We start from the raw sequence: 21,833 nt of genomic DNA on the forward strand, positions 1-21,833 counted from the left end.
GTTGAGTCCTTGTTACAAGTTCAGCATATCAGCAAGCATTTCGGCGGAGTAACCGCCCTGAAAGATGCATCCCTGAGCCTGGCGCCCGGAGAAATCCGGGCGCTGCTCGGGGCCAATGGTTCAGGAAAAAGCACCCTGGTCAAAGTCCTGGGCGGACTGGTGGCACCGGACAGCGGTACAATCCTCCTGGACGGCAGGCCCCTGGTAATCAATTCTCCTTGGGATGCCCGCCGCCATGGCATCGCCGTCGCCTACCAGGATTTGAGCCTTGTACCCCGCCTTTCCGTAGCCGAAAATATTCTCCTCGGCCGGGAGCCCTGCCGGCGTGCAGGTTTTGTAGATACCAGGAAGGCGCAGGCACAGGCGGAGGAATTACTGGCCCGCCTGCGGGTTGATGCCAGCCCTGACGCCCTGGCCGGCGACCTGGAACCGGCGGCCCAAAGCCTGGTAGAAGTGGCCAAAGCCCTGGCCTGGGATCCCCGCATTCTTATCCTCGATGAAGTAACGGCCTCTCTACATCATGATCAGGTACAGCATCTATTCAGCCTGCTCCGGGAAATGAGCGAGAAGGGGTTAGCCATTCTTTTCGTCTCGCACCGTTTTGATGAAGTCTTCTCCTTATGCCAGACAGCCATGATCCTCCGTGGCGGGGAAAGTGTTGCTTCCGTGCAGCTGGACCAGGTAGATGAGGCAGATGTGGTCTATTACATGACCGGTACTCGACCGGAAAAAAGCCGTGTTGTAACTGCCAGAGAGGAAAAGGAAACCCGGCGGGAGGTAATCCTTGCTGTTTCCAATCTTCAAGTCCCACCGCGGGTGCGGGGTGTCACCCTCACGGCCCGGGCCGGCGAAATTATCGGCCTGGCCGGGCTGCAGGGACAGGGCCAGGCAGAATTCCTGCGGGCCATATACGGCCAGATCCCCTTCAGCGATGGGCGCGTGGAATATAACGGCGCCTCCGTAGCCTTTACCTCCCCGCGGGAAGCAGTACGCCAGGGCATTGGCTTTATTTCAGGTGATCGGGAACGGGATGGTATCCTCCCTGTGCGTTCCGTTACCGAGAACCTGTTCCTGGCGCGGCTGGCTAAAAACAATCCGGGCACTATCTTAAATCCCAACTATTTACAGGATGAAGCCGGCCGGCAGATTGAGCAATTGGGCATTGTCGCCGGCAGCACGGCCCACCCGGCCAGCAGCCTCAGCGGCGGCAACCAACAGAAGTTAATCATCGGCAGGTGGCTGGCCGTTCAGCCGCGTCTCCTTTTACTCGACGATCCTACCAAAGGTGTCGACGTCAACGCCCGCCGGGAGATCCATGACCTGCTGCGGCAAATGGCCGCCTCTGGGACGGCGGTCCTTATCGCTTCCAGTGATAATGAAGAGCTCCTGGCCATCGCCGAGCGTATTTATGTCTTTTACGAGGGTGAAATAGTTGCTATCCTCCAGGGAAGCGAAAAAACGGAAGAAGCCCTGGTAGCGGCGATGCTCGGCATGAAACAGACCCGGCCTGAGGAGGGGACTTAAATGATACGGCTGTGGCGACGATTACGCTTATCCCCGGCGGCACCTGGCTATCTACTTTTGCTCTTAGGCATTATAGTTAATATCCTGGTCCAGGGGCCCGATTTTTTCACAAGCTACAATTTTAATTCTCTCCTGGCAGTAAACGCGCCCCTGGTGCTGGCGGCCATCGCCCAGACCGTTGTAGTATTGACCGGGGGTATCGATCTTTCCATTGGCAGCAATATGACTTTGGTTAATACTGTGGCTATTGCCCTGACCAACCAGGGGCACTGGCCGGTGGGACTGAGCTGGGCCGTTGCCTTGGCGGCCGCCACCCTGGTAGGGACGGGAAACGGCCTGATGGTGGCCTATTTGCGCATACCGCCCCTCCTGGCCACTTTTGCATCTATGTCCGTGGTCGGCGGTCTTGCCCTGTGGATATGGCCTAAACCGGGTGGGATGGTTCCCCGGGAGATTTACACTACCTACGGCGCCGCCATCATGGGGATCCCTGTAGCAGGCTGGATTATCATTGCCGTAGCACTACTTTGGCTGTTGATCTCCCGCCGGCGTGTCGGCATTTACCTTCGCGCCGTCGGCGGACGTGAGCGTAGCGCCTATGCTTCAGGAATCAACACAGCTGCGGTAAAGTTTTTCGCTTATACCTTCTGCGGGTTCATTACCGGTGTAGCCGGTCTATGCCTGACGGCTTTAACCGCGTCTGGAGATCCCAAGATAGGCCAGATGTTTGGCCTCAACTCCGTTGCTGCTGTAATTCTGGGCGGCAGCAGCCTGGCAGGAGGATGGGGTAGTATCGGTGGTTCTATAGCCGGAGCCCTTTTCCTGGGGTTAATAAATAACATCGTCTTTTTCCTTTTCCGCAACTATGTTAGCCATGTCCAGAGTCTTACAAGCGTAGCCTCATTTTACCAGCAGCTTCTGGCCAATCTCATTGTGATTTTAGGCCTGGCCAGTGCAGCGTTGACGCAGCGTGGCGGGGCCCTTGGCGGCTTGGGTCGGCGCCGCCGGGGAGGGAGGACCCAGCATGTCTAAAATCAACCTCAATTGGCGGCACAACCAGATTCTTATGGCCGGGCTCATCGCCGTCGCCCTGTTTATCGGCGGCGGCCTGATCAACACCAGTTTCTTATCGCCGGCCAATATTGGCAGCATCCTGGCCATGGCCGTCTTGCTGGGGTTCGCCGCCGCCGGCCAGACCCTGGTGGTCATCGCCGGTGGGGAAGGAATCGACCTTTCTGTAGGGGCAGTCATGTCCCTGGGTGCGGTATTGGCCGCCCAGACTATGGCTGGCCAAAATAGCAATATCCTCCCGGCCCTGCTGCTGGTTATCCTATCAGGGGCGACTATCGGATTGTTCAACGCTGCCGGCATCCTCTATGCCCGGGTGCCTCCCCTGGTAATGACCATGGCCATGGCCAACGTTGTGACCACCGTCCAGCTGATTTATACCCACGGTTCACCGGTGGGTATGCCGGCGCCCATCATTGCTTTTATCGGCTCGCGCCGCTTATTTCCCTTCCTGCCCTGGCTGGCGGTGCTGGGCATTATAGTGTTAATCCTGATGCAGTTTATCCTGCGCCGGACCGTGTACGGGCAGCAGCTCTATGCCATCGGCAGCAACTACAACGCCGCTTATCTGGCCGGGGTGCGGGCCGACGCGGTCAAGGGTATTGCCTATATCCTGAGCGGGATTTTGAGTAGCCTGGCCGGCTTCTGGCTTATTGCTTACAACAACTTTGTCTTTGTCAACATGGGCGCCGCCTATGTACTGCCCTCGGTGGCAGCGGTAGTTATCGGCGGTACCTCTCTGGCCGGGGGTGAAGGTTCCTATACCGGTACCCTGCTCGGTTCGGTGATCCTTACAGCCCTGGCCAATCTCCTGGTGGTGCTGCACACTGATGAAGCCGGCCGTCAAGTCATCAACGGTCTGGTCCTGATCCTGCTCCTCGCCCTTTATACCCGGCAACCAGCCATCCGGCAGTGAGCCGGGAAAGGAGGTCAAGAAAATTGAGCAATAGAGATGTTATCCGTATCGGTATTGTTGGTGCCGGGTTTATCGGCGCCATCCACGCCGCTGGTTACGCCCACAATCCCCGGGCACGACTAACGGCAGTGGCCGATATTAGGCCGGAAAAAGCCGGCGAACTGGCGGCTAAGTACGGTCTCAAAGCTTACCCCACCCTGGATGCAATGCTGACCGCGGAAAAACTGGACGCCGTCGATATCTGCCTGCCATCGCCTTACCACCGCGAAGCTGTGGTCAAAGCTGCCGCCGCCGGCCTGCACATCCTGGTGGAAAAACCTTTTGCCCTCAACCTAGAAGATATCGACGCAATGATCGCTGCCGTCGAGGCCGGCGGCGTGCGCTTGATGGTGGCCCACGTTTGCCGGTTCATGCCCGAATACATGGTAGCCAAATCCCTTCTGGAAGAAGGAAAGTTAGGACGGCCCCTCTTTTTCGGCGCCTGGCGAGTATCAGCCACCCCCGGGTGGAGCTGGAACAACTGGCTCTTAGACCGCCAGCAAAGCGGGGGTACCATTATGGACCTGCAGATTCACGACATCGACCTCAGCAACTGGTTATTGGGAGAGCCACAATCCTTTTACATGCAGGAAATAATGACCCCCGGTCGTCTGGGACCGGCCCATGTAGTTTCCAACCTCACTTATGCTAATGGTGCCGCGGCGTGCCTGGAAGCCAGTCACCTGATGCCGCCCTCCTACCCCTTTACCACCGGCTACCGCCTGGTAGGCGAGGAAGGCGTTGTAGAGTTCATGAGTCCCCGCGCAGGCGAAAAGCAGGTCCTGGTCTATAGGGGTGATGAAGTGACGACCATAGACGGCAACCGCCTGCCGGCGATCATGGCCGGCGATCCTTACACCGAGGAGCTGGCCCATTTCGTCGACTGTCTCCTTACCGGGGCGCCCTTCCGGGTCAGCCCGATGGAGGCGCGCCTGGCGGTGGCAACAGTCCTGAAACTGGTCGCATCTTTTTCTCGGGGCACTTGGGGAGCAAATAGACGCCCCGGATAATGCCACCACCGGTCATTAATCTAACTTCCGTTGCAGGAAGGAGAATAATAGTGACTTTACGCATTGGCCTTATCGGCTGCGGGGCCGCCGGCCAGGCCCACGCCGCCGCCTACCGGGAAATTGAGGGAGTGGAGCTCCGGGCCGTAGCTGATATTGATGCTGCTGTCGCTGCCAGGTTGGCGGCCGCAACCAGCTGCGAAGCTATGCCCTTGGAGGAACTGCTTGACGCTGATCTCGACATAATTGATATAGCCACTCCGACCTCTAACCATGCTGACCTTGTGCAAGAGGCTGCCCGCCGCGGCAAGGACGTATTTTGCGAGACCCCCCTGGCTCGCACCATGGACCAGGCGCAGGCGGCCGTGAACGCCTGCCGGGAGGCGGGCGTCCGCCTCATCCCCTTGCACCTCAACGCCTTTATGCCACCCCTGCGCCGCGCCGCGGCCATCCTGGCCGGCGGGAGCCTCGGACGGGCCGGGGTGGTACGGATTACCCGGCGCCGGCCCGGCATACCTGCCAGCGCCGGCGATTGGCGCCGCAGCCTGAAGGAAAGCGGCGGCGTCATCCTGGACCTCCTCGCCCAGGACATTGCTTTCCTGATCGGTTGTTGTGGCCGGGTGCAGCGGGTTTACGCCGCTTCCACCGCCTACCGGGAAATACTGGCCGGGGAATATGCCCTGGTTTCCCTGCGGATGGAAAATGGTATTATTGCCCACCTGGATGGAAACTGGCTTCCCCGTGACCATGGTGGTGACGAGCTAGAGATTGCTGCCAGCAACGGCCTTATAGCATATTCCGAAGAGAATACAGCGCCCTTAAGGTTTACCACCGCTGATGGCGTGGCGGGACGTCATGGTCTAATAAGCCCGGTGGAAGAAGATATGTACGTTGCCGGGTTGAAGGAAGCCGTAGATTGCTTGTCAGGTAAACCCACACCCCTGGCCGATATAGAGATAGCCCTCCATACTATGGAAGTCGCCCTGGCAGCCCTGAAGTCGGCGATCACCGGACAGGTTTTTACTTTAGCGCAGTCGAGGAGATGAAGGGATGAAAATAGGGATTTTAAGTTTCGCCCATATGCATGCTTACAGCTACGCCGGCGCCCTTACTCGCCTACCCGGGGTGGAATTTGCCGGCTTGGCGGACGACGACGCCAGCCGGGGCCGCGCCACCGCCGCGCAGTTTGGCACGCGTTACTTTCCTACGATCGATGCCCTCCTGGAAACAGATATCGACGGAGTGATCATCTGCTCCGCCAATGCCGAACATGCCCCCATGGCCCTGGCTGCCGCTTCCCATGGTAAGCATATCCTGTGCGAAAAGCCCATTGCAACCACCATTGAAGATGCCGCCCGCATGATCGCTGCGTGCCAGGAAAACAATGTCCAGCTGGGCGTGGCCTTTCCCTGCCGCTTTCACCCGGCGGCGCGCCGATTACGCCAGGAAATCCAGGCCGGCAAGCTGGGACGGGTGATCGCCATTCGCGCCACCAATCATGGCTCGCTGCCGCCAGGCTGGTTTTTAGACCGGGAAAAGGCCGGCGGCGGCGCTGTCATGGACCATACTGTCCACGTTGTTGATCTCTTACGGTGGTTCTTAGGCCAGGAAGTGATCCGCGTCTATGCCGAGGCCGGGACCCTCCTTTATGATATCAACGTAGAAGATTGTGGTCTTCTATCCATGGAACTGAGCGGTGGCGTCTTCGTTACCCTGGACACCAGTTGGTCACGGCCACCGGGCTTCCCCACCTGGGGTGACGTGACCATGGAAATCATCGGCACCGCCGGTACTGCTTACCTGGACCTGTTTGCCCAGAACCTGGCGGTCTACGGCCCAGGAGAGTTGACTACCCGTTACGAAAACTGGGGTAGCGACGCCGATTATATCATGGTGCGGGAATTTGTATCCTGCATTGCCGGCAACCGTCGGTTCCCGGTTTCCGGCCATGACGGCTTGAAAGCCCTGGAAGTGGCCCTAGCCGCCTACCGCGCCGCGGAAACCAATGCGCCAGTAGCGGTGGGAAACTAACATGGAGAAAGAACGGAGCTACGTCTTAGGAGTAGATTTGGGTGGAACCAAAATAGCTTTCGGGCTGGTCGACCAGGCAGGGCGGGTTATCAACGAAATGATCGTACCTACTCGTCCTGACGACGGCGCCGCGTGCGTTATTGAGCGCATCGTGACCGGGTTACGCCTGGTGGGAGCGGAGGCCGGGAAAGGGGGAGGAATAAAAGGGGTGGGTATGGCCCTCCCCGGCGTTTTCGACAGTGACGGCGGCAGGGTGATCCTCTCTGCCAATTTGAATTGGCGCAATGTCCCAGTTGGCGAAATTCTGACCAGGGAGTTGAACCTCCCCCTTTTCTTAGAGAACGACGCCCGTGCCGCGGCCTGGGGCGAGAAATGCTTCGGCCATGGGCGCAATGTGGAAAATTTGCTTTATATCGCTATTGGTACGGGCATCGGCGGCGGCCTCATCCTGGGCGGGCGGATCTACCGCGGTCACCACGGCAACGCCGGCGAGATCGGCCATATGGTAGTTAACCCGGCAGGCCCCCGTTGTGGATGCGGCAATTACGGCTGCTGGGAAGCGCTGGCCTCGGGCAAGGCTATCGCCGGCCGGGCCGCCGCCCTCCTCGCCGCCGGCCGGCCTTCGATCTTGGGGGAGATTATAAACCGTAACGAAGAACTCACCGCCTTGCACGTCGCCTCCGCCGCCGCGGCCGGCGATAAGCTGGCGCAGGAGGTTATGGAAGAAGCGGCCAATTATATCGGTTTGGGCATCGCCTCATTGGTTACCATCTTCGACCCGGAACTAGTGGTTCTGGGCGGAGGCGTCAGCCGGACCGGCAGCTTGCTGTTACCCACGGTAACCCGGGTGGTGCGCCAGCGCGCCCTGCCGCCGGCCGCTAGTAGCGTGCAGGTGGTTTTGTCTACATGGCCGGAAATGGCGGGAGTAGTAGGCGCTGCCGCCATAGCTTTTACCCGCCTCGGACTGCTGGACGAAGGGGGCAGGCAAACATGTCGCGCATGTTAGAGGAGATTATGGAACAGCCTGGTGTGTTGCGCCGACTGCTCCAGGAAGAAAAAGAAAACGTCCGCGCCATAGCTAACCTCATCAAGGAACGGCAGTGCCGTTATGCGGTTATCGCCGCCCGCGGCACTTCCGACCATGCCGCCACCTTTGCCAAATACGCCCTGGAAGTTTACACCGGCCTGCCGGTGGCCCTGGCCGCACCTTCGGTCATCACCCTTTACGGCGGCTGCTTGCAATTACAGGACGCCCTGGTAATCGGCATCTCCCAGTCGGGCGAGGCGGCCGATGTGGCCGAGATCTTACACCAGGGCCGGACGAGCGGGGCGGTGGTAGTCACCATCACCAACGAAGCGGAATCTACGCTGGCTAGGCAGGCAGATCACCTGCTCCTCTGTCGCGCCGGTAAAGAGACGGCACTGGCAGCGACCAAGACGTATACCAGCGAGCTGGCCCTGCTCGGCATGTTGGTGGCGGCCCTGTCCGGGCGTGACGACTTGATTACCGCCCTAGCAGGGGTGACGGAAGCCGTGGAGGCTTGCCTGGCCCTGGCGCCGCGCATCAACCAGGTCGTAGAGCGGTACGCGTATATGGATGAATGTGTGGTCCTGGGCCGGGGGTTGAATTACCCCACCGCCCTGGAGGCGGCCCTGAAGCTGCAGGAAACATGCTATGTGCAGGCCCAGGGTTTTTCCGCCGCCGACTTTTTACACGGCCCCATTGCCATTATATCCCATGGTTATCCGGCTATCATTGTAGCGCCCTCCGGCAGAAGTTATATGCAGATGCAGGAAATGGCTGGCCGGCTTCTGGCCCGCGGAGCGGAACTCATCGTCCTCTCCGACCGCCGGGAAATCCTGGACCAGGCCCGGACAGGGCTGGAACTCCCCGCTGTGGACGAGTTCATCTCGCCGTTTACCGGCATTGTGGCCATGCAGCTTTTCTCCTGTTTCCTTGCCGAAGCAAAAGGCTTAGATCCCGATCGCCCGCGGGGACTGCGTAAGGTAACGGTGACCCGTTAAGGAAGGAAGGGGGCCTAACCTTTGCCGATCAGTTCGACGCCGCCCGATGTTATAACACTGCAGGGCGGCATCCTTGTCCTGCCGGATCGATTGATTACCGGCGGTATTTTAGAGATTGGTGGCGGTAAAATCATCGCCCTGGGCGGCCCGGGGTCCGGCGGAGAAAGCACGGACCGGGAACTGAGGGGTACAATCATAGACGTATCCGGCCGCTATGTTTGCCCGGGATTTATCGACCTGCATGTTCACGGTGGCGGGGTCCACGGCTTCGACTGGCAGCAACCGTGGAGTGAGTGGGAGCAGGTGGCCCGCGTTCACGCCGCCCACGGAGTAACCTCCCTCCTGGCCACGGTTCCGTTACCGCATGATGTACACTTGCTCTACGAGTTCCGTAGAGAAGTAGCCGGAAAAGAAATGACGGGGAGCACCATTTTAGGCCTGCATCTGGAGGGGCCGTACTTAAGCCCGGTACGTCGCGGCTGCTGGCCGCAATCCTCCCTGCGACTGCCCCGGCCGGATGATTGCCGAGCCCTCCTGCAAGCCGCAGGTCCGAGTCTAAAAGTCATCACCCTGGCCCCGGAGCTGCCGGGCGCTATGGAATGTATCTCGCTCCTGAAGGCCGCAGGTGTGGTGGTGGCCATGGGTCATACGGATGCCACCTATGAACAGGCCGTTCAGGCGGCCCGCGCCGGCGTGCGGAGGGTCACCCATCTTTTCAACGCCATGCGGGGGCTACACCACCGGGAACCTGGTACCGCTGGGGCGGCCATGGATCTGCCAGGGGTAATGGCGGAGATAATCTGCGACGGCGTCCACGTCCACCCCGCCGCCATGCGTTTGGCCCTGCGGGCTAAAGGTGTAGATGGCCTCAACCTGGTCACCGACGCTAGTCCCCTGGCCGGGGCCCCGGATACGACGTTGGAAGTACCGTTCGGTCAATTTCCAGTAAAGGTTGTCAACGGTGCCTGCCGCGCGCCCGACGGCTCCCTGGCCGGCAGCCTCCTAACCTTGGAGCAAGCCGTGGCCAACGCTACCCGCTTTCTGGAAGTTCCGCTATGGCAAGCGGTGCGCATGGCCAGCCTCAATCCCGCCCGTTCCCTGGGCATCGACGACTGCAAGGGTTCCCTGGAAACCGGCAAAGATGCGGATATTACTGTGCTGGATAACGACTTCGGTGTTGAAGCCACCTTCATCGGCGGCCGCCTGGTATATGTCGACCCGGCAGCCGCCGGGCGATATAAACCGCTAAACCCGCCTCACCACCAGTCCCAGCAGAATTAAAAAGGCGAGGCTGGTAAGCTGGTTGACCAGTTCTTTATAGAGTTCCTTAGCACGTGAGTCTAACTTTGATTTTCCGATTAAGCAGTTCGCTAAATCCTCCACAGGGCCGACGATAATTATAGCCAAGGCAATATAAAGCTGCGGGGGCGAAGGCCCCCGTACTCCTTTGATGAGGGCTTCTAGGACGACAGCGGCGCCAAGGAAGTAGGAAAGGATGCCGAGGATTTTGTTCAGTGTTTTAATCATAGCACTTCACCCGGCGTGGGTTATTTTTGTAGAAAGATTATTTCAAAAGGAACTTTTTCATGCCAATTTATTATTTACATATAAGCATTTGCATACTAAAATACTTACATGAGGTGATTTAACATGCGCACAACCATTGAAATCAGCAATGAAATCCGTGCTAAGCTTATGGCCTTGGCGGCCAGGCGGGGTTTACGGGGTTATTCGGAAATAGTAAATGAAGCCCTTGAGGAGTATTTAGCAAGGGTGGAGAATCGGGAAAAAGAGATTAACGAGGTTCTAAAACTGGCCGGTAGTTTAAATGAAGAAGAAAGCCAAAAATATGCAGCCAGGGTGAAGGAGTTCTGGTCGCGGTGGGAGTCGTAACCGATACCTCGATAATTATTGGCTTTTTGAAAGGGCACCAGCCTGAAGTCGATTATGTCGAGCAAGCTTTAAGAAATGGTACGCTTACCATAACAGCGATAACGGTATTTGAACTCAAAGTAGGTCTTCCGGCCAACAGTAAAAGGGAAAGGTTGCTAACAAAATTTTTTCAGCAGGTTACCATTTTACCCTTTGATGGCCAGGCAGCCCTGGCGGCGGCTATGATTGAAAATAGATTGCGGGCTGGCGGAGAGGTAATAGGAGTGCCTGATACCCTCATTGCCGGCATCTGCCTAGCGCGCAACTTATCCCTGTTAACATTAAATATAGAGCATTTTAAACGGGTGCCCGGGTTGGAAGTGCTAACCCCTGTCTCCCTTTCCTCGCCGCAAGCGTAACTTGTATATGCGTCTTACAGTACCCTTGGTCTGCCTGCTCCCATATAGCGGCAGACACCAGGTTAACGATAAAAAGAGGCGCCAATGGGCAAAATGTGTATTATGAAACGATAACCGGAGGTATGCCTGTGCGACGCGCAGCCGCAGTTATCGCCGTCGCTTTACTCATAGCGGTGGCCTTTTTTACTTTTAAGGACCGGTCCCGCCCCCAAGCGCCCCAGCCGCCCGGGGCAAAGGAGCCGGGCATCCAGCAGCCCGCACCGGGTCAGCAACCCGAAGCGGGTGGGGGAGGCCAGAAATCCTCGACAGTTGTCAAGCCCGGTAATTATTTTCCCCTTACTCCTGGTAGCTGGTGGCAGTATCTTGGTGAGGGCAACGAATACGCTACTTTTAAACGCGAGGTCCTGTACGTCAAAAATGACCGCGCCCAGATCAAGGAAGACAACGGCGGCACGGTCAGCGCGGCCGTTTTTAAGATAACGGACGACGCGGTAACGCGCATCCTTTTTGAGGGCGAGCAGTATGAAAACACGAACCTCCTGGACCAGGCGCCCCGGGAAAACGTCGTCATTTTGAAGGCGCCCCTGGCGGCGGGCACCCGGTGGGAAACCCCCAACGGCCCCAGGGAGATCGTGGATGTTAACGCTACCGTAGACACGCCGGCGGGGAAATTCGCCGACTGCCTTAAAATAAAGATCGAAGGCGCCGGTTCCACCATCTATGAGTACTACAAAGAAGGGGTAGGCATGGTGAAAAGGGAATTCGTTTCCGGAGATATTCGAGTGACTTCTACCCTGGAAAGCTATAAAATAAACGAGCGGTAAAAATTGCAAGTTAGCAGCTTTCCGGGAGGTGGCCAATTTAAAATCGACTAATATTGACAGATGCACCAAATATATGACAGAATATAACCATACAGTAGGCAAAATATAACAAATTGTTTTATGACGCTTAAAAACAACACTGGTAGCCAGTTCGACCCCAAAGCGGTCGCCGTCTTCCTGCGCCATTTAAAGGAAATAGAGTATTGCCGGAACGGCGGCCAGGACGATTACTGTTCATCACCTGGCAGGTTCTGCCGTCCGGCAGGCAGGGCAGGGGAAGCGTGGAGGCCACTTTCATTTTCAGCCGCCACGAATGGGTTGATTTTCACGCATGGCTGGCGGTGATTGCAGTTGTTTTGCTTGTTATTCACATTGCCCTGCACTGGAGCTGGATCGTGGCGACGACGAAGCGTTTACGCCAGAGGATTTAAGGAGCTTAAGCCGGCCGGCTTGCGCGGGCGGCAGCCGGGTTGTAGCTGGAGGCAGGTTGATGGACATGATACCGGGTAAACGAATATTAATAGTAGAAGACAGCAAGCTTCAGGCCAGGATAACTGCCGATATTCTAAGCAGGCATGGATATAGCACAGATTTTGCCGACACCGCGGAAGGGACCCTTAAGAAGATATCCAGTCCAGAGGGTCCCGATCTCATTCTAATGGATATAGATCTGGGAGAAGGGATGAACGGAGCGTCCCTCGCCAAACACCTACAGCAGATAAAAGACGTGCCTGTGGTGTTTCTCACCGCCATGTCCACCCCGGAGGTACTTGAGCAAGTACGTAAAGTTGCGCGCTACGGCTACGTTTTGAAGGGCGCGCCGGAACACGTGCTGGTGTCTACCGTAGAGATGGCCCTTAAGCTCCATGAAATCATCTCTCAGGCGCGGATGTACCGCAGGATATTTGAAGAGTCCTTGACGGAGGTTTATATCTTTCACCTCAAAACGTTAAAATTTCTGGCGGTCAACCGCGGGGCCAGAGAAAACCTCGGATACACCATGGAAGAATTAAGGGAGATGACGCCCTTGGATCTCAAGCCGGAACTTGATTTTCCCAAATTTAAGGCCCTTCTTGACCCTTTGCTTAAGGGCGAGCAAGAAAAAGTAGTGTTTGAGACGGTACATCGGCGCAAAGACGGCACCACCTACCCGGTGGAGGTCCACCTGCAGCAATTCGAACATATGGGGGAAAAAGTGGGAACGGCAGTAGTAATCGACTTGACGGTGCGCCGGAGGATGGAAGAAGAACTTGTAAAGAGCCGCCAGGAGTACCTGGAACTGGCCGAGGATGCCCCCATAGGCATCTTAAAATGCGATCGCCGGGGCAATATTACTTATGTAAATCAAAAGGTGCCGGAAATATTGGGATCGCCGTCAATAGAAGAGACCAAAAAGATTAATCTCCTCACCTTCCACCAAATGATTAAATTCGGTTTATCCCAAAGACTCGAAGACTGCCTTCAAAACAACAGAAGCGATACTTATGAAGTCCACTATGAATCCAAATGGGGCAAAAAAGTATGGCTGCGGGTGCATGTAAAACCCCTGGCAAACAAAAATGAAGTGACGGGCGCGCAGATGATAATTGATGATATTACCCAAAAGAAACGGCTGGAAGAAGAAAACAGGCGCCGGGAAGAGCGGCTGCGGCTGATGCTTAAAGGCATTCCCAGCCCGGCCTGGCTGATTTCCCGGGAACGCCGCATCCTGGCCCAGAATAAAGCCGCGGCAGAATTATTTGGCACCAAAGAAGGCGATTACTGCTGGCAGGGCATCCACGGCGGGGAATATTTGCCTAAAGAATACAGGGAAGCCATACAAAAAACCGGTGTCCCTCTACCCGGCACGAAATGTTACTTCTGCCGCGGCGACGAGGCCCTGGCCGCCAACGAACCCCTGAACAGCGAAGTGGAATTCGCTGAGGGCGTCTGGGATACGTGGTGGGTCCCCCAGGGCGAAGACGTGTACGTCCATTACGCCGTGGACGTCACCCGGTATAAAAAGATGGAAGAAGAGCTTTATCGTCTGTCCATAACGGATCCGTTAACCGGTGTATATAACCGCCGCTATTTCATCCAGACCCTGGAACAAGAAATCGAGCGCGTCCGGCGTAGCGGTCAGCCCTTATCGGTGATCATGGCCGATCTAGATCATTTTAAAAACATCAACGACCGTTTCGGACACGCCGTCGGCGACCAGGTTCTAAAGGCCATGGCAGCCTCTTTTAAGGAAAGGCTGCGCAAGACGGACTGCCTTGCCCGCTGGGGCGGGGAGGAATTCGTCATTCTTTTACCCGACACGACGGCAGAAGGAGGCGCCCTTCTGGCCGAAGACCTGCGCCGGCGTCTAAGCCAGATGGAGATCCCCGGCGTGGGACATGTGACGGCCAGCTTCGGGGTTACCGGATACTTACCGGGAGATACCGTCGACACCATCATTCAGCGGGTGGACGACATGATGTACCAGGCCAAGGGGAAAGGACGAAATTGCGTTTGTACCTGTACAGCACCGCCCCCCAGTTAGCCTCTAAGGGCAAAAGCATCTGGCCGCTTACTACTGTAAAATACCGGCCGTTTAAAGCGTCGGCCCAAACCTCGTCTTCCTGAAGCCCCAGTTCCTCTGCCCGAAGGCTTACAGACTGGGGAAAATCACTGGCATTTATAACCACGACAACCTTCTCGTTTTTCAAGCGCCGCGCGAAGGCATAAACATCGGTCCCGTCGTCGGTAAAAAGAGGCTGGAAGAAACCGCCCTTTAAAGGCGGGAGGCTCCTCCTTAATTTTATTAACCGACGGTAGAGGCGTAAAAGTTCCTGATCCCATCGCTGGGGTTCCCAGGGCATGGTTTGGCGGCAGTCGGGATCAGGCCCGCCCGTCAGGCCTACTTCGTCGCCGTAATAGATCAGTGGGATGCCCGGATAGGTAAACTGGAGGATTAAAGCCGGGCGCAGGCGCCTCACCGCCTCTTCATAGGTGACGGTGTGGCCCATCCGTTCGGTCAGACCCTGCTGGAAGGCGGTGATCACCCTGGCGGTGTCATGGCTGCCGAGGAGGTTTAAAAGGGCGAAGTTTGCCGCCTCGGGATAGCGCAGGCGGATAAGCCCCAGGAGAAAATCCAGAGTGGATATGGAAAAACGGCGGCGGGCGAAAAAGTCCAGAACCAAATCGCGGAAGAGATAGTTCATCACCCCGTCGAAGTATCCGTTCAGGAGCCAGAAGCGGGCGTCGCGCCAGATCTCGCCCACAATATAGGCGTCGGCTTTAGTTTCTTTAACCTGACGGCGGAATTCCCGCCAGAAGGAAGGCTCTACCTCGTTGGGCACGTCCAGACGCCAACCATCGATGCCGGCTTCGCGCAACCAGTAAGTGCCCACCCCCAGCAGGTACTCCCGCACTTCGGGGTTCTCCACTTTTAATTTGGGTAGGCTGGGTATGTTCCACCAGCAGAGGTAATTGGGCCGCGGTTCCATCTGCACGGGGAAGCCTTCAAAATAGTACCAATCCCTATAGGAAGAGGCGGCTCCTTTAACTAGGACGTCTTTAAAGGCGAAAAATTCCGTACCTGTATGGTTGAAGACGCCGTCCAGGATCAGCCGCATGTTTGCGGCATGGAGACCCTCAACCAGGCGGTGGAGGGATTTTTCGTCCCCCAGGGCCGGATCGATTTTTAAGTAGTCGCTGGTATTGTAGCGGTGGTTGGACGGCGAAGCAAAGATAGGATTCAGCCATATGGTGTTGATGCCGAGGAACTGGAGGTAAGGGATTTTCTGCCATATGCCCTCCAAATCCCCGCCGAAGAAGTTATCCCTGGTGGGAATGCCGCCCCACGGCTCGGTCCCCGGTGGATCGTTGCGGGGGTCGCCGTTGTAAAAGCGGTCGGGGAAAATCTGGTAGGAGACGGCATCGTAAACCCAAGGGGGTACCTCATAAATGTTGGCAGGATCCCAGCGGTAAAGGAAAGGGCGGCCGGGGCCATTTACTCCATCGAATATGTAAAAGGGCTCACCTTCCTCTAACTGGCAGCGGAAAAAGTACCTGCATTCCCCGGGGCGGGAAACCTCTACTTCCCCCTGGTAGTAGAGGTAATGGGGGGTCGCCGCATATAGATACATGGGCGTCGTCTTAATGCCGCCGTCTTCATAAAGGATGAGGCAGCGGGCCCTTTTTCCTCGGGGAATTTTTAAGCGCAGGAGGATCACATTGGGCGCTAGGGGCTGGCGAAACCGGTGATGGCTCCCGTGGAAAACCATAACCTCATCATCTCCGCAATTCTATTATTTCTTATTATACGATAAAAATTGACGGGAGAAACTGGATATGATATGAATAAAGTAAGAAGACAGGGAAAGGGGAATATTTATGGGAGGTGGCGCCTTCGGCAGGGCGGCGAACGAACTGGTCTGTTTGCTGCAAGATCCCCGGACCCTTTTCGTTTATTGGGCCTTTTCCCCTGAAAGGATGCAGGTTGTCAGGGATTTTCTAGATAAATTTCATCCCGCTTCCCCGTTGGTCCTGCGGTTGGTGTGCAAAGCCTCTCCCACCCACAGCCGGGAAATAACCCTGACCTTTCGACCCTCTGGCAGCCACTACTTCCGCGACGTAGACCCGAGCTTTGCCTATCATGTCGAGCTGGGCTTAAAAACTACCCGGGGTCAGTTTTTAGTTTTAGCCCGCACCCCTGGAATTATACCGGGACCCTTTTGGGCCGGGCAGAAGGCGGGAGAAGAAGCCGGGGCAGTCAAGGCAGATAAGGCAGATAAAGGCGAAAAAGAATTAAGAAATTTCATAAGTCATCGTTCTTAAAAGGGGAGAAAACCATGGCTTTGAGCCCACAAGCGGCCCACGGCTACCTCGCCCTTTTCCTCCACGCCCACCTGCCCTACCTGCCGGCGGGCAAAAGGGGGACGGGCCTGGAGGAGAAATGGCTCTACGAAGCCCTGACGGAATCTTACCTGCCCCTGTTGTTAAAGTGGGAAACCCTGGCCGGCGAAGGCGTAGATTTCAGCCTCACCCTTTCCCTGTCCCCGACATTGATCGCCATGCTGGGGGAAAAGGAACGCCAGGAACGCTATGCCCTTTACCTGGAAGGGCTGAAGGAACTGGCCCTTAAGGAGCTGGAGCGGACGGCAGGGGATCCCCATTTTCAGCCCCTGGCGGAATTTTATTACCAGCGCCTACAAGAAGTGGCTGCGGCCTTTAATAAATACGGGGGCGACCTGTTGACGCCTTTAAAACGGCTGCGGGATCGCGGCCACCTGGAAATCGTCACGACCTGCGCCACCCACGGTTATCTGCCCCTCATGCTCACGAGGGAAGCCAGATACGCCCAGATAAAAATCGCCCTGGACTTTTTTGCCGCCCACATGGGATGGACGCCTGGCGGGTTCTGGTTGCCGGAGTGCGGCTATGCGCCGGGGCTGGAAAAACTGCTGGCCAGGGCCGGGATTAAATATTTCATTGTTGCCGCCCACGGCATGGTGAACGCCGTCCCGGAACCGCCGGCGGCAGTGTATGCCCCGGTCAAGGTCGGTGGCGTCGCCTGTTTCGGCCGGGACTGGGAGACTTCCCACCAGGTGTGGAGCCGCACCGAGGGCTATCCCGGGGACCCCGTCTACCGCGAGTTTTACCGCGACATTGGCTATGACCTGGACTTCCACTATTTGGCGCCCTACCTCATCGGCGGCGTGCGGGGCGACACCGGCTTTAAATACTACCGCATCACCGGCAGGACCGAGGTCAAAGAGCCCTACGACTACCGGGCGGCCCGGACCAGGGCGGCGGAACATGCCCGGGACTTTATGGCCAAGCGCGAGCGGCAGGTGCTGGCATGGGCCGGGGCGGCGGGAGGTGCGCCCATCGTGGTGGCGCCATACGACGCCGAGCTTTTCGGGCACTGGTGGTTTGAGGGCCCCGACTGGTTGGAAGACGTCCTGCGCCTGGCGGCAGCAGGAGGGACCATGAGGCTCACGACTCTGGCGGCTTATTTAGAAAATCACCCGCCGGTGCAGGAAATAAAGATGGGGCCGTCCAGTTGGGGGGAAGGGGGGTACAACCGCGTCTGGCTCAATGAGCTAAACGACTGGATTTACCCGCCCTTGCACCGGGCGGAAAAGGCCATGGTCGCCATGGCCTCCAACCCGCCGCCCCGCGACGCCCTGGGCGAGCGGGCCTTACGGCAGGCGGCCCGGGAGCTGCTCCTCGCCCAGAGCAGCGACTGGCCCTTCATCCTTACCAACAGAACGGTGGTGGACTACGCCCGGCGGCGCCTAAAAACCCATTTAGCCAACTTTTTCCGCCTGTACCGGGACTACCGGGAAGGGAAAATAAACGAAGTCTTCCTGTCACGCCTTGAGGCCCGCCACGGCCTTTTCCCCCATCTGGACTACAGCCTTTATCGCCAAGGCCATTACCCAAACCACGTTGCCCCGGTTGTTGTCATGCTGAGCTGGGAGTACCCGCCCCACCATGTGGGCGGCCTGGGCATCCACGTCCGCGACCTGGCGGAAGCTCTGGTAAAGAGGGGGTGCCCGGTCCACGTCCTCACCCCCGGTCCCGGCGGGCGGAGAGCGGCCGAGGTGCGGAAGGGCGTATACCTCCATTATCTACCCTTCAGTTTTAAGCCGGAAACCTTTGAGGATTTTCTGTACTGGGTCCTGGAATTCAACATAGCTGCGGCCGCCAGGGCTAATGGCTTACGCAACCATTTACCCCCCGGCGGGGTGATCATCCATGCCCACGACTGGCTGGCGGCGTGGGCGGGCCGAGAACTGCGCGAGGCATGGGGGGTGCCGCTGGTTTGCACCATACATGCCACCGAGTACGGCCGCAATCGGGGCCTGCACAACGACTGCCAGCGCACCATCCACGAGATCGAAAGGGAACTGGCGGCAGCCGCCGACCGGATAATCTGTTGCAGCCGTTACATGGCCGCAGAAGTCCAGAGTCTCTTTAAGCAACCTGCGGGCAAAATAAAAGTAATCCCCAACGCCGTCCGGCCGGTACAGGTCCAACCGGTGGCGGGGGACAGGCAGGTTATCCTCTACGTGGGACGGCTGGTGATCGAAAAAGGGGTGCAGGTGCTCATAGCCGCCTTCGCCCGCCTCCTTAAGTTTTATCCCCGGGCGGAATTAATCATCGCCGGCAGGGGACCATATGAAGGGGAACTGATAGCCCTGGCCGTAAATCTAGGCATAGGGGGGAAGGTGCGGTTTTTAGGTTTCGTCACCGAAGAAGAGCGAAACAAGCTCCTGGGACAGAGCACCGTCGCCGTCTTTCCCAGCCTCTACGAACCCTTCGGCATCGTGGCCCTGGAAGCCATGTCGGCCGGGGTGCCGGTGATCGTGTCCCGCACCGGCGGATTGGCGGAAATAGTAGAAGACGGGGTGACGGGTCTCGCCTTTACCCCCGGCGACCCGGACGACCTGTTGCGCTGCCTGCTGGCCGTTTTAAGCAATCCCGGTCGGGCACAAAAGTTAAGCCGCCATGCCCGGGCTAAAGTAGCGCAAGATTATACCTGGGACGCAGTGGCCGAGGAAACCCTCGCCCTTTATAAGGAGATGATGCAATGCGCGCCCACCACAACTTCATAGTCCGACCGCGACTGCCAGCCCCATTAGCGCCCCTGGGCGTTTTGGCTTTAAATCTCTACTGGCCACGGTACTATGAGACGGCAGAACTCTTCCGCTGCCTGTCACCCGAACTATGGGAAGAATGCGGTCATAACCCGGTGTTGTTCCTCCGGCGGCTGCCCCAGGAAAGACTAAACGCTGCCGCCCAAGATCCTTATTACATAGAAAGCCTGACCCAGATATATGATCCTTCCTGGGCCGCCGCCCACGGCATGGATGGGGACGCAGTCATCGCCTATTTTTCGGCCGAGTTCGGCCTTAACGAAGCCTTGCCCATATATGCCGGGGGCTTAGGGGTTTTGGCCGGGGATCACTTGAAGTCCGCCAGCGACCTGACCTTGCCCCTGGTGGGCGTTGGCCTCTTATACCGACACGGCAACTTTCGCCAGCGCCTGGACAGCAAAGACTGCCAGCAGGAAGTTTACCCCTTTTACGACTTCTACGAACTGCCCCTGGAGCTGGAGCGCGATGGCGACGGCAATCCCCTGACTGTACCGGTTGCTTTCCCTGAGAGGGAGGTCAGGGTAAAAATCTGGAAGGCCCGGGCAGGCCGCCTTCACCTTTACCTTTTAGACAGCGACTGCCCGGAAAACCGGGAAACCGATCGGTCGATTACCGATACCCTTTACGGTGGCGATCTGGAAAAGCGCATCCAGCAAGAAATCCTATTAGGCATTGGGGGCATGCGGGCCCTGGCAGCATTGAAGATCGAGCCCTCTGTCTATCACCTCAACGAAGGGCACTCGGCCTTCCTCGTTTTAGAACATATTCGCCGACTGCAAGAAAAACACGGCCTGGACTTTGCCACCGCCTTTGAGCTGGCCAAAGCGAGCCATATCTTTACCACCCATACTCCGGTGCCCGCCGGTATAGACCTGTTTCCGCCCTATCTTATGGACAAATATTTCACTGCCTATTACCAGTCCCTAGGCCTTTCCCGCCACGAGTTTTTGGCCCTGGGGCGGCAGGACCCCAACAACCAGCAGGAACCCTTCAATATGGCCGTTCTGGCCCTGCGCCTGTCATCCTGGGCCAACGGCGTGAGCCGCCTGCACGGGCAAACGGCCCGCAAAATGTGGCAGTCCGTCTGGCCCAACCTGCCGGCCGAGGAAGTGCCCATCAGCCATGTCACCAACGGCGTCCACATCACCTCCTGGGTGGGCGAAGCAATGTTAAAGCTCTTCGACCGCCACTTAGGCCCCTCCTGGCGGGAGAACCAGGCAAAAGAAGAAACGTGGGCCCCGGTGGCTAAAATCCCCGATTGGGAGTTGTGGCAGGCCCGGGAAAAACAGCGGCACGCCTTGATAAAATTCGCCCGGGAGAAGTTGGCAAGGCAGCTTCTAAACCGCGGGGCCGCCCTGAAGGACATTGAAGAAGCCCGCGCGGCTCTGGACCCTGAGGCTCTAACCATCGGTTTCGCCCGCCGTTTTGCCGCCTATAAAAGGCCCGCCCTCCTGTTCCATGATGGAGAAAGGCTTAAGCAAATCCTGTCCGACTTCCGGCGGCCGGTGCAGATAATATTCGCCGGCAAGGCCCACCCGCAGGATGAGGAAGGGAAAAAATTAATCAACTACATTCTCACCCAGAGCCGGCGGGAGGAGTTTAAAGGAAAGATAATTTTTCTCGAAGACTACGACCTGAATATTGCCAGGTATCTGCTCCAGGGAGTGGATTTATGGCTGGCCAGCCCGCGCCGTCCCCTGGAAGCCTGCAGCACCAGCGGCATGAAGGCGGTGCTGAACGGGGCGTTACATATCAGCACCCTGGACGGGTGGTGGGATGAAGCCTGGGAACCGGAAACAGGCTGGGCCATCGGCCGCGGTGAGGTTTACGACGACCCCCTTTATCAAGACGCCGTAGAAGCGGAACTCCTTTATGACCTGCTGGAAAGGGATATAATCCCTCTATACTATGAACGCGACGCAAGGGGTCTGCCATCAGGGTGGCTGGCCAGGGTGAAAAAATCCATCCAGGCTTACGCCCCTGTCTTCAACTCCCGGCGCATGGTAGAAGAATACGCTGACAAGTTTTACCTGCCCGCGGCCAGGTTGTACCGGCGTTTGCATGAGAATGACCAACAGCGGGCCAGGGAACTGGCCCGGTGGAAGAAAGGGGTGGAGGACAGCTGGAGCCAGGTGCGGATTGAAAAGGTGGAAGGAACGGGAACGGAAAACTTGGAGGTCGGCGACAATTTGTCCATTAGGGCGATAATAGCATTGGGTCCTTTAAAGCCCGAGGATGTGCGCGTGGCAGTTTACTACGGGCCTGTGGACGGCAAGGGTGAAATTATAGCCGGGGAAAAACTCTTCCTCCCTTCCTGTCAGGATCTGGGCGGAGGAAGGTACTTGTATACCGCCTCCCTGCCCTGCCGCCGCAGCGGCCGCCAGGGATATAGCCTTTGCGTATTTCCATATCATGAAGATATGGGGCAACCTTACGCTATGGGTTTAATCTTGTGGGGTTAGAAGAAAACGCCGCCC

The 21,833-nt window shown here is 57.4% G+C and carries 19 protein-coding genes; 17 read left to right on the forward strand and 2 right to left on the reverse strand.

Annotation, left to right across the window (positions count from 1 at the left end; genetic code table 11):
- Positions 1 to 9 precede the first annotated feature (9 nt).
- Genes MHFGQ_RS03260 through nagA form a run of 9 tightly spaced genes read left to right on the forward strand, consistent with a single transcriptional unit; the run spans position 10 to position 9,891 of the window.
- Complete coding sequence (locus tag MHFGQ_RS03260) at positions 10 to 1,524, forward strand: sugar ABC transporter ATP-binding protein (RefSeq protein WP_106004415.1); 1,515 nt, start codon at positions 10 to 12, stop codon at positions 1,522 to 1,524.
- Positions 1,525 to 2,556, forward strand: a complete 1,032-nt coding sequence (locus MHFGQ_RS03265; protein WP_106004414.1) for an ABC transporter permease — start codon at positions 1,525 to 1,527, stop codon at positions 2,554 to 2,556. It abuts the gene before it with no gap.
- Complete coding sequence (locus MHFGQ_RS03270; RefSeq protein ID WP_106004413.1) at positions 2,549 to 3,508, forward strand: ABC transporter permease; 960 nt, start codon at positions 2,549 to 2,551, stop codon at positions 3,506 to 3,508. Before MHFGQ_RS03265 ends, MHFGQ_RS03270 begins: the two co-directional genes overlap by 8 nt.
- Before the next feature lie 23 nt (positions 3,509 to 3,531).
- A complete protein-coding gene (locus MHFGQ_RS03275; protein WP_170066135.1) occupies positions 3,532 to 4,557 on the forward strand; it encodes a Gfo/Idh/MocA family protein in 1,026 nt (341 codons plus the stop codon).
- A 50-nt stretch (positions 4,558 to 4,607) separates the two neighbouring features.
- Positions 4,608 to 5,600 carry a Gfo/Idh/MocA family protein gene (locus tag MHFGQ_RS03280; RefSeq protein WP_170066134.1) on the forward strand — a complete coding sequence of 331 codons (993 nt, stop codon included), beginning with the start codon at positions 4,608 to 4,610 and terminating at the stop codon, positions 5,598 to 5,600.
- Between the two features lie 4 nt (positions 5,601 to 5,604).
- Positions 5,605 to 6,585 (forward strand): Gfo/Idh/MocA family protein, encoded by a 981-nt coding sequence (locus MHFGQ_RS03285; protein WP_106004410.1) that lies wholly within the window; start codon positions 5,605 to 5,607, stop codon positions 6,583 to 6,585.
- A gap of 1 nt (position 6,586) precedes the next feature.
- Entirely contained in the window at positions 6,587 to 7,591 is a 1,005-nt protein-coding gene (locus MHFGQ_RS03290) for an ROK family protein (RefSeq protein ID WP_106004409.1), read from the forward strand.
- The gene (locus tag MHFGQ_RS03295; RefSeq protein ID WP_170066133.1) at positions 7,576 to 8,610 is read left to right on the forward strand and encodes an SIS domain-containing protein; all 1,035 of its coding nucleotides are present in this window, start codon (positions 7,576 to 7,578) and stop codon (positions 8,608 to 8,610) included. Before MHFGQ_RS03290 ends, MHFGQ_RS03295 begins: the two co-directional genes overlap by 16 nt.
- A gap of 21 nt (positions 8,611 to 8,631) precedes the next feature.
- A complete protein-coding gene (nagA, locus tag MHFGQ_RS03300) occupies positions 8,632 to 9,891 on the forward strand; it encodes an N-acetylglucosamine-6-phosphate deacetylase (protein WP_106004407.1) in 1,260 nt (419 codons plus the stop codon).
- Here the strand turns inward: nagA and MHFGQ_RS03305 are convergent.
- Positions 9,856 to 10,137 (reverse strand): hypothetical protein, encoded by a 282-nt coding sequence (locus MHFGQ_RS03305; RefSeq protein WP_106004406.1) that lies wholly within the window; start codon positions 10,135 to 10,137, stop codon positions 9,856 to 9,858. The two genes, nagA and MHFGQ_RS03305, sit on opposite strands and share 36 nt — an antisense overlap.
- A gap of 123 nt (positions 10,138 to 10,260) precedes the next feature.
- On the opposite strand from MHFGQ_RS03305, the gene MHFGQ_RS03310 reads away from it, so the two are divergent.
- The 5 genes from MHFGQ_RS03310 to MHFGQ_RS03330 all read left to right on the forward strand — a co-directional run bounded on the left by MHFGQ_RS03310 (position 10,261) and on the right by MHFGQ_RS03330 (position 14,249).
- On the forward strand, positions 10,261 to 10,503 hold the full coding sequence (locus tag MHFGQ_RS03310; RefSeq protein ID WP_106004405.1) for a CopG family ribbon-helix-helix protein: 243 nt from the start codon (positions 10,261 to 10,263) through the stop codon (positions 10,501 to 10,503).
- Positions 10,491 to 10,901, forward strand: a complete 411-nt coding sequence (locus tag MHFGQ_RS03315; protein WP_106004404.1) for a type II toxin-antitoxin system VapC family toxin — start codon at positions 10,491 to 10,493, stop codon at positions 10,899 to 10,901. The genes MHFGQ_RS03310 and MHFGQ_RS03315 overlap by 13 nt, the downstream gene beginning before the upstream one ends.
- 128 nt (positions 10,902 to 11,029) lie before the next feature.
- On the forward strand, positions 11,030 to 11,725 hold the full coding sequence (locus MHFGQ_RS03320) for a hypothetical protein (RefSeq protein ID WP_106004403.1): 696 nt from the start codon (positions 11,030 to 11,032) through the stop codon (positions 11,723 to 11,725).
- 203 nt (positions 11,726 to 11,928) lie between these two features.
- Positions 11,929 to 12,156, forward strand: coding sequence for a DUF4405 domain-containing protein (locus MHFGQ_RS03325; RefSeq protein WP_106004402.1), 228 nt, complete (start codon positions 11,929 to 11,931; stop codon positions 12,154 to 12,156).
- 59 nt (positions 12,157 to 12,215) lie between these two features.
- Positions 12,216 to 14,249: a diguanylate cyclase gene (locus tag MHFGQ_RS03330; RefSeq protein WP_106004401.1), complete on the forward strand. Its 2,034-nt coding sequence runs from the start codon at positions 12,216 to 12,218 to the stop codon at positions 14,247 to 14,249.
- Here the strand turns inward: MHFGQ_RS03330 and MHFGQ_RS03335 are convergent.
- Positions 14,161 to 15,975 carry a glycoside hydrolase family 13 protein gene (locus tag MHFGQ_RS03335; protein ID WP_106004400.1) on the reverse strand — a complete coding sequence of 605 codons (1,815 nt, stop codon included), beginning with the start codon at positions 15,973 to 15,975 and terminating at the stop codon, positions 14,161 to 14,163. The genes MHFGQ_RS03330 and MHFGQ_RS03335 overlap by 89 nt on opposite strands.
- 109 nt (positions 15,976 to 16,084) lie before the next feature.
- On the opposite strand from MHFGQ_RS03335, the gene MHFGQ_RS03340 reads away from it, so the two are divergent.
- Genes MHFGQ_RS03340 through glgP form a run of 3 tightly spaced genes read left to right on the forward strand, consistent with a single transcriptional unit; the run spans position 16,085 to position 21,818 of the window.
- A complete protein-coding gene (locus MHFGQ_RS03340) occupies positions 16,085 to 16,528 on the forward strand; it encodes a DUF4912 domain-containing protein (RefSeq protein WP_106004399.1) in 444 nt (147 codons plus the stop codon).
- 14 nt (positions 16,529 to 16,542) lie between these two features.
- Positions 16,543 to 19,314, forward strand: coding sequence for a 1,4-alpha-glucan branching protein domain-containing protein (locus tag MHFGQ_RS03345; protein ID WP_106004398.1), 2,772 nt, complete (start codon positions 16,543 to 16,545; stop codon positions 19,312 to 19,314).
- Positions 19,290 to 21,818, forward strand: a complete 2,529-nt coding sequence (gene glgP / locus MHFGQ_RS03350; RefSeq protein WP_106004397.1) for an alpha-glucan family phosphorylase — start codon at positions 19,290 to 19,292, stop codon at positions 21,816 to 21,818. The genes MHFGQ_RS03345 and glgP overlap by 25 nt, the downstream gene beginning before the upstream one ends.
- Positions 21,819 to 21,833: the final 15 nt, after the last annotated feature.

Origin of the sequence: Moorella humiferrea (genome assembly GCF_039233145.1) — a bacterium.
Lineage (GTDB): Bacteria > Bacillota > DSM-521 > Neomoorellales > Neomoorellaceae > Neomoorella > Neomoorella humiferrea.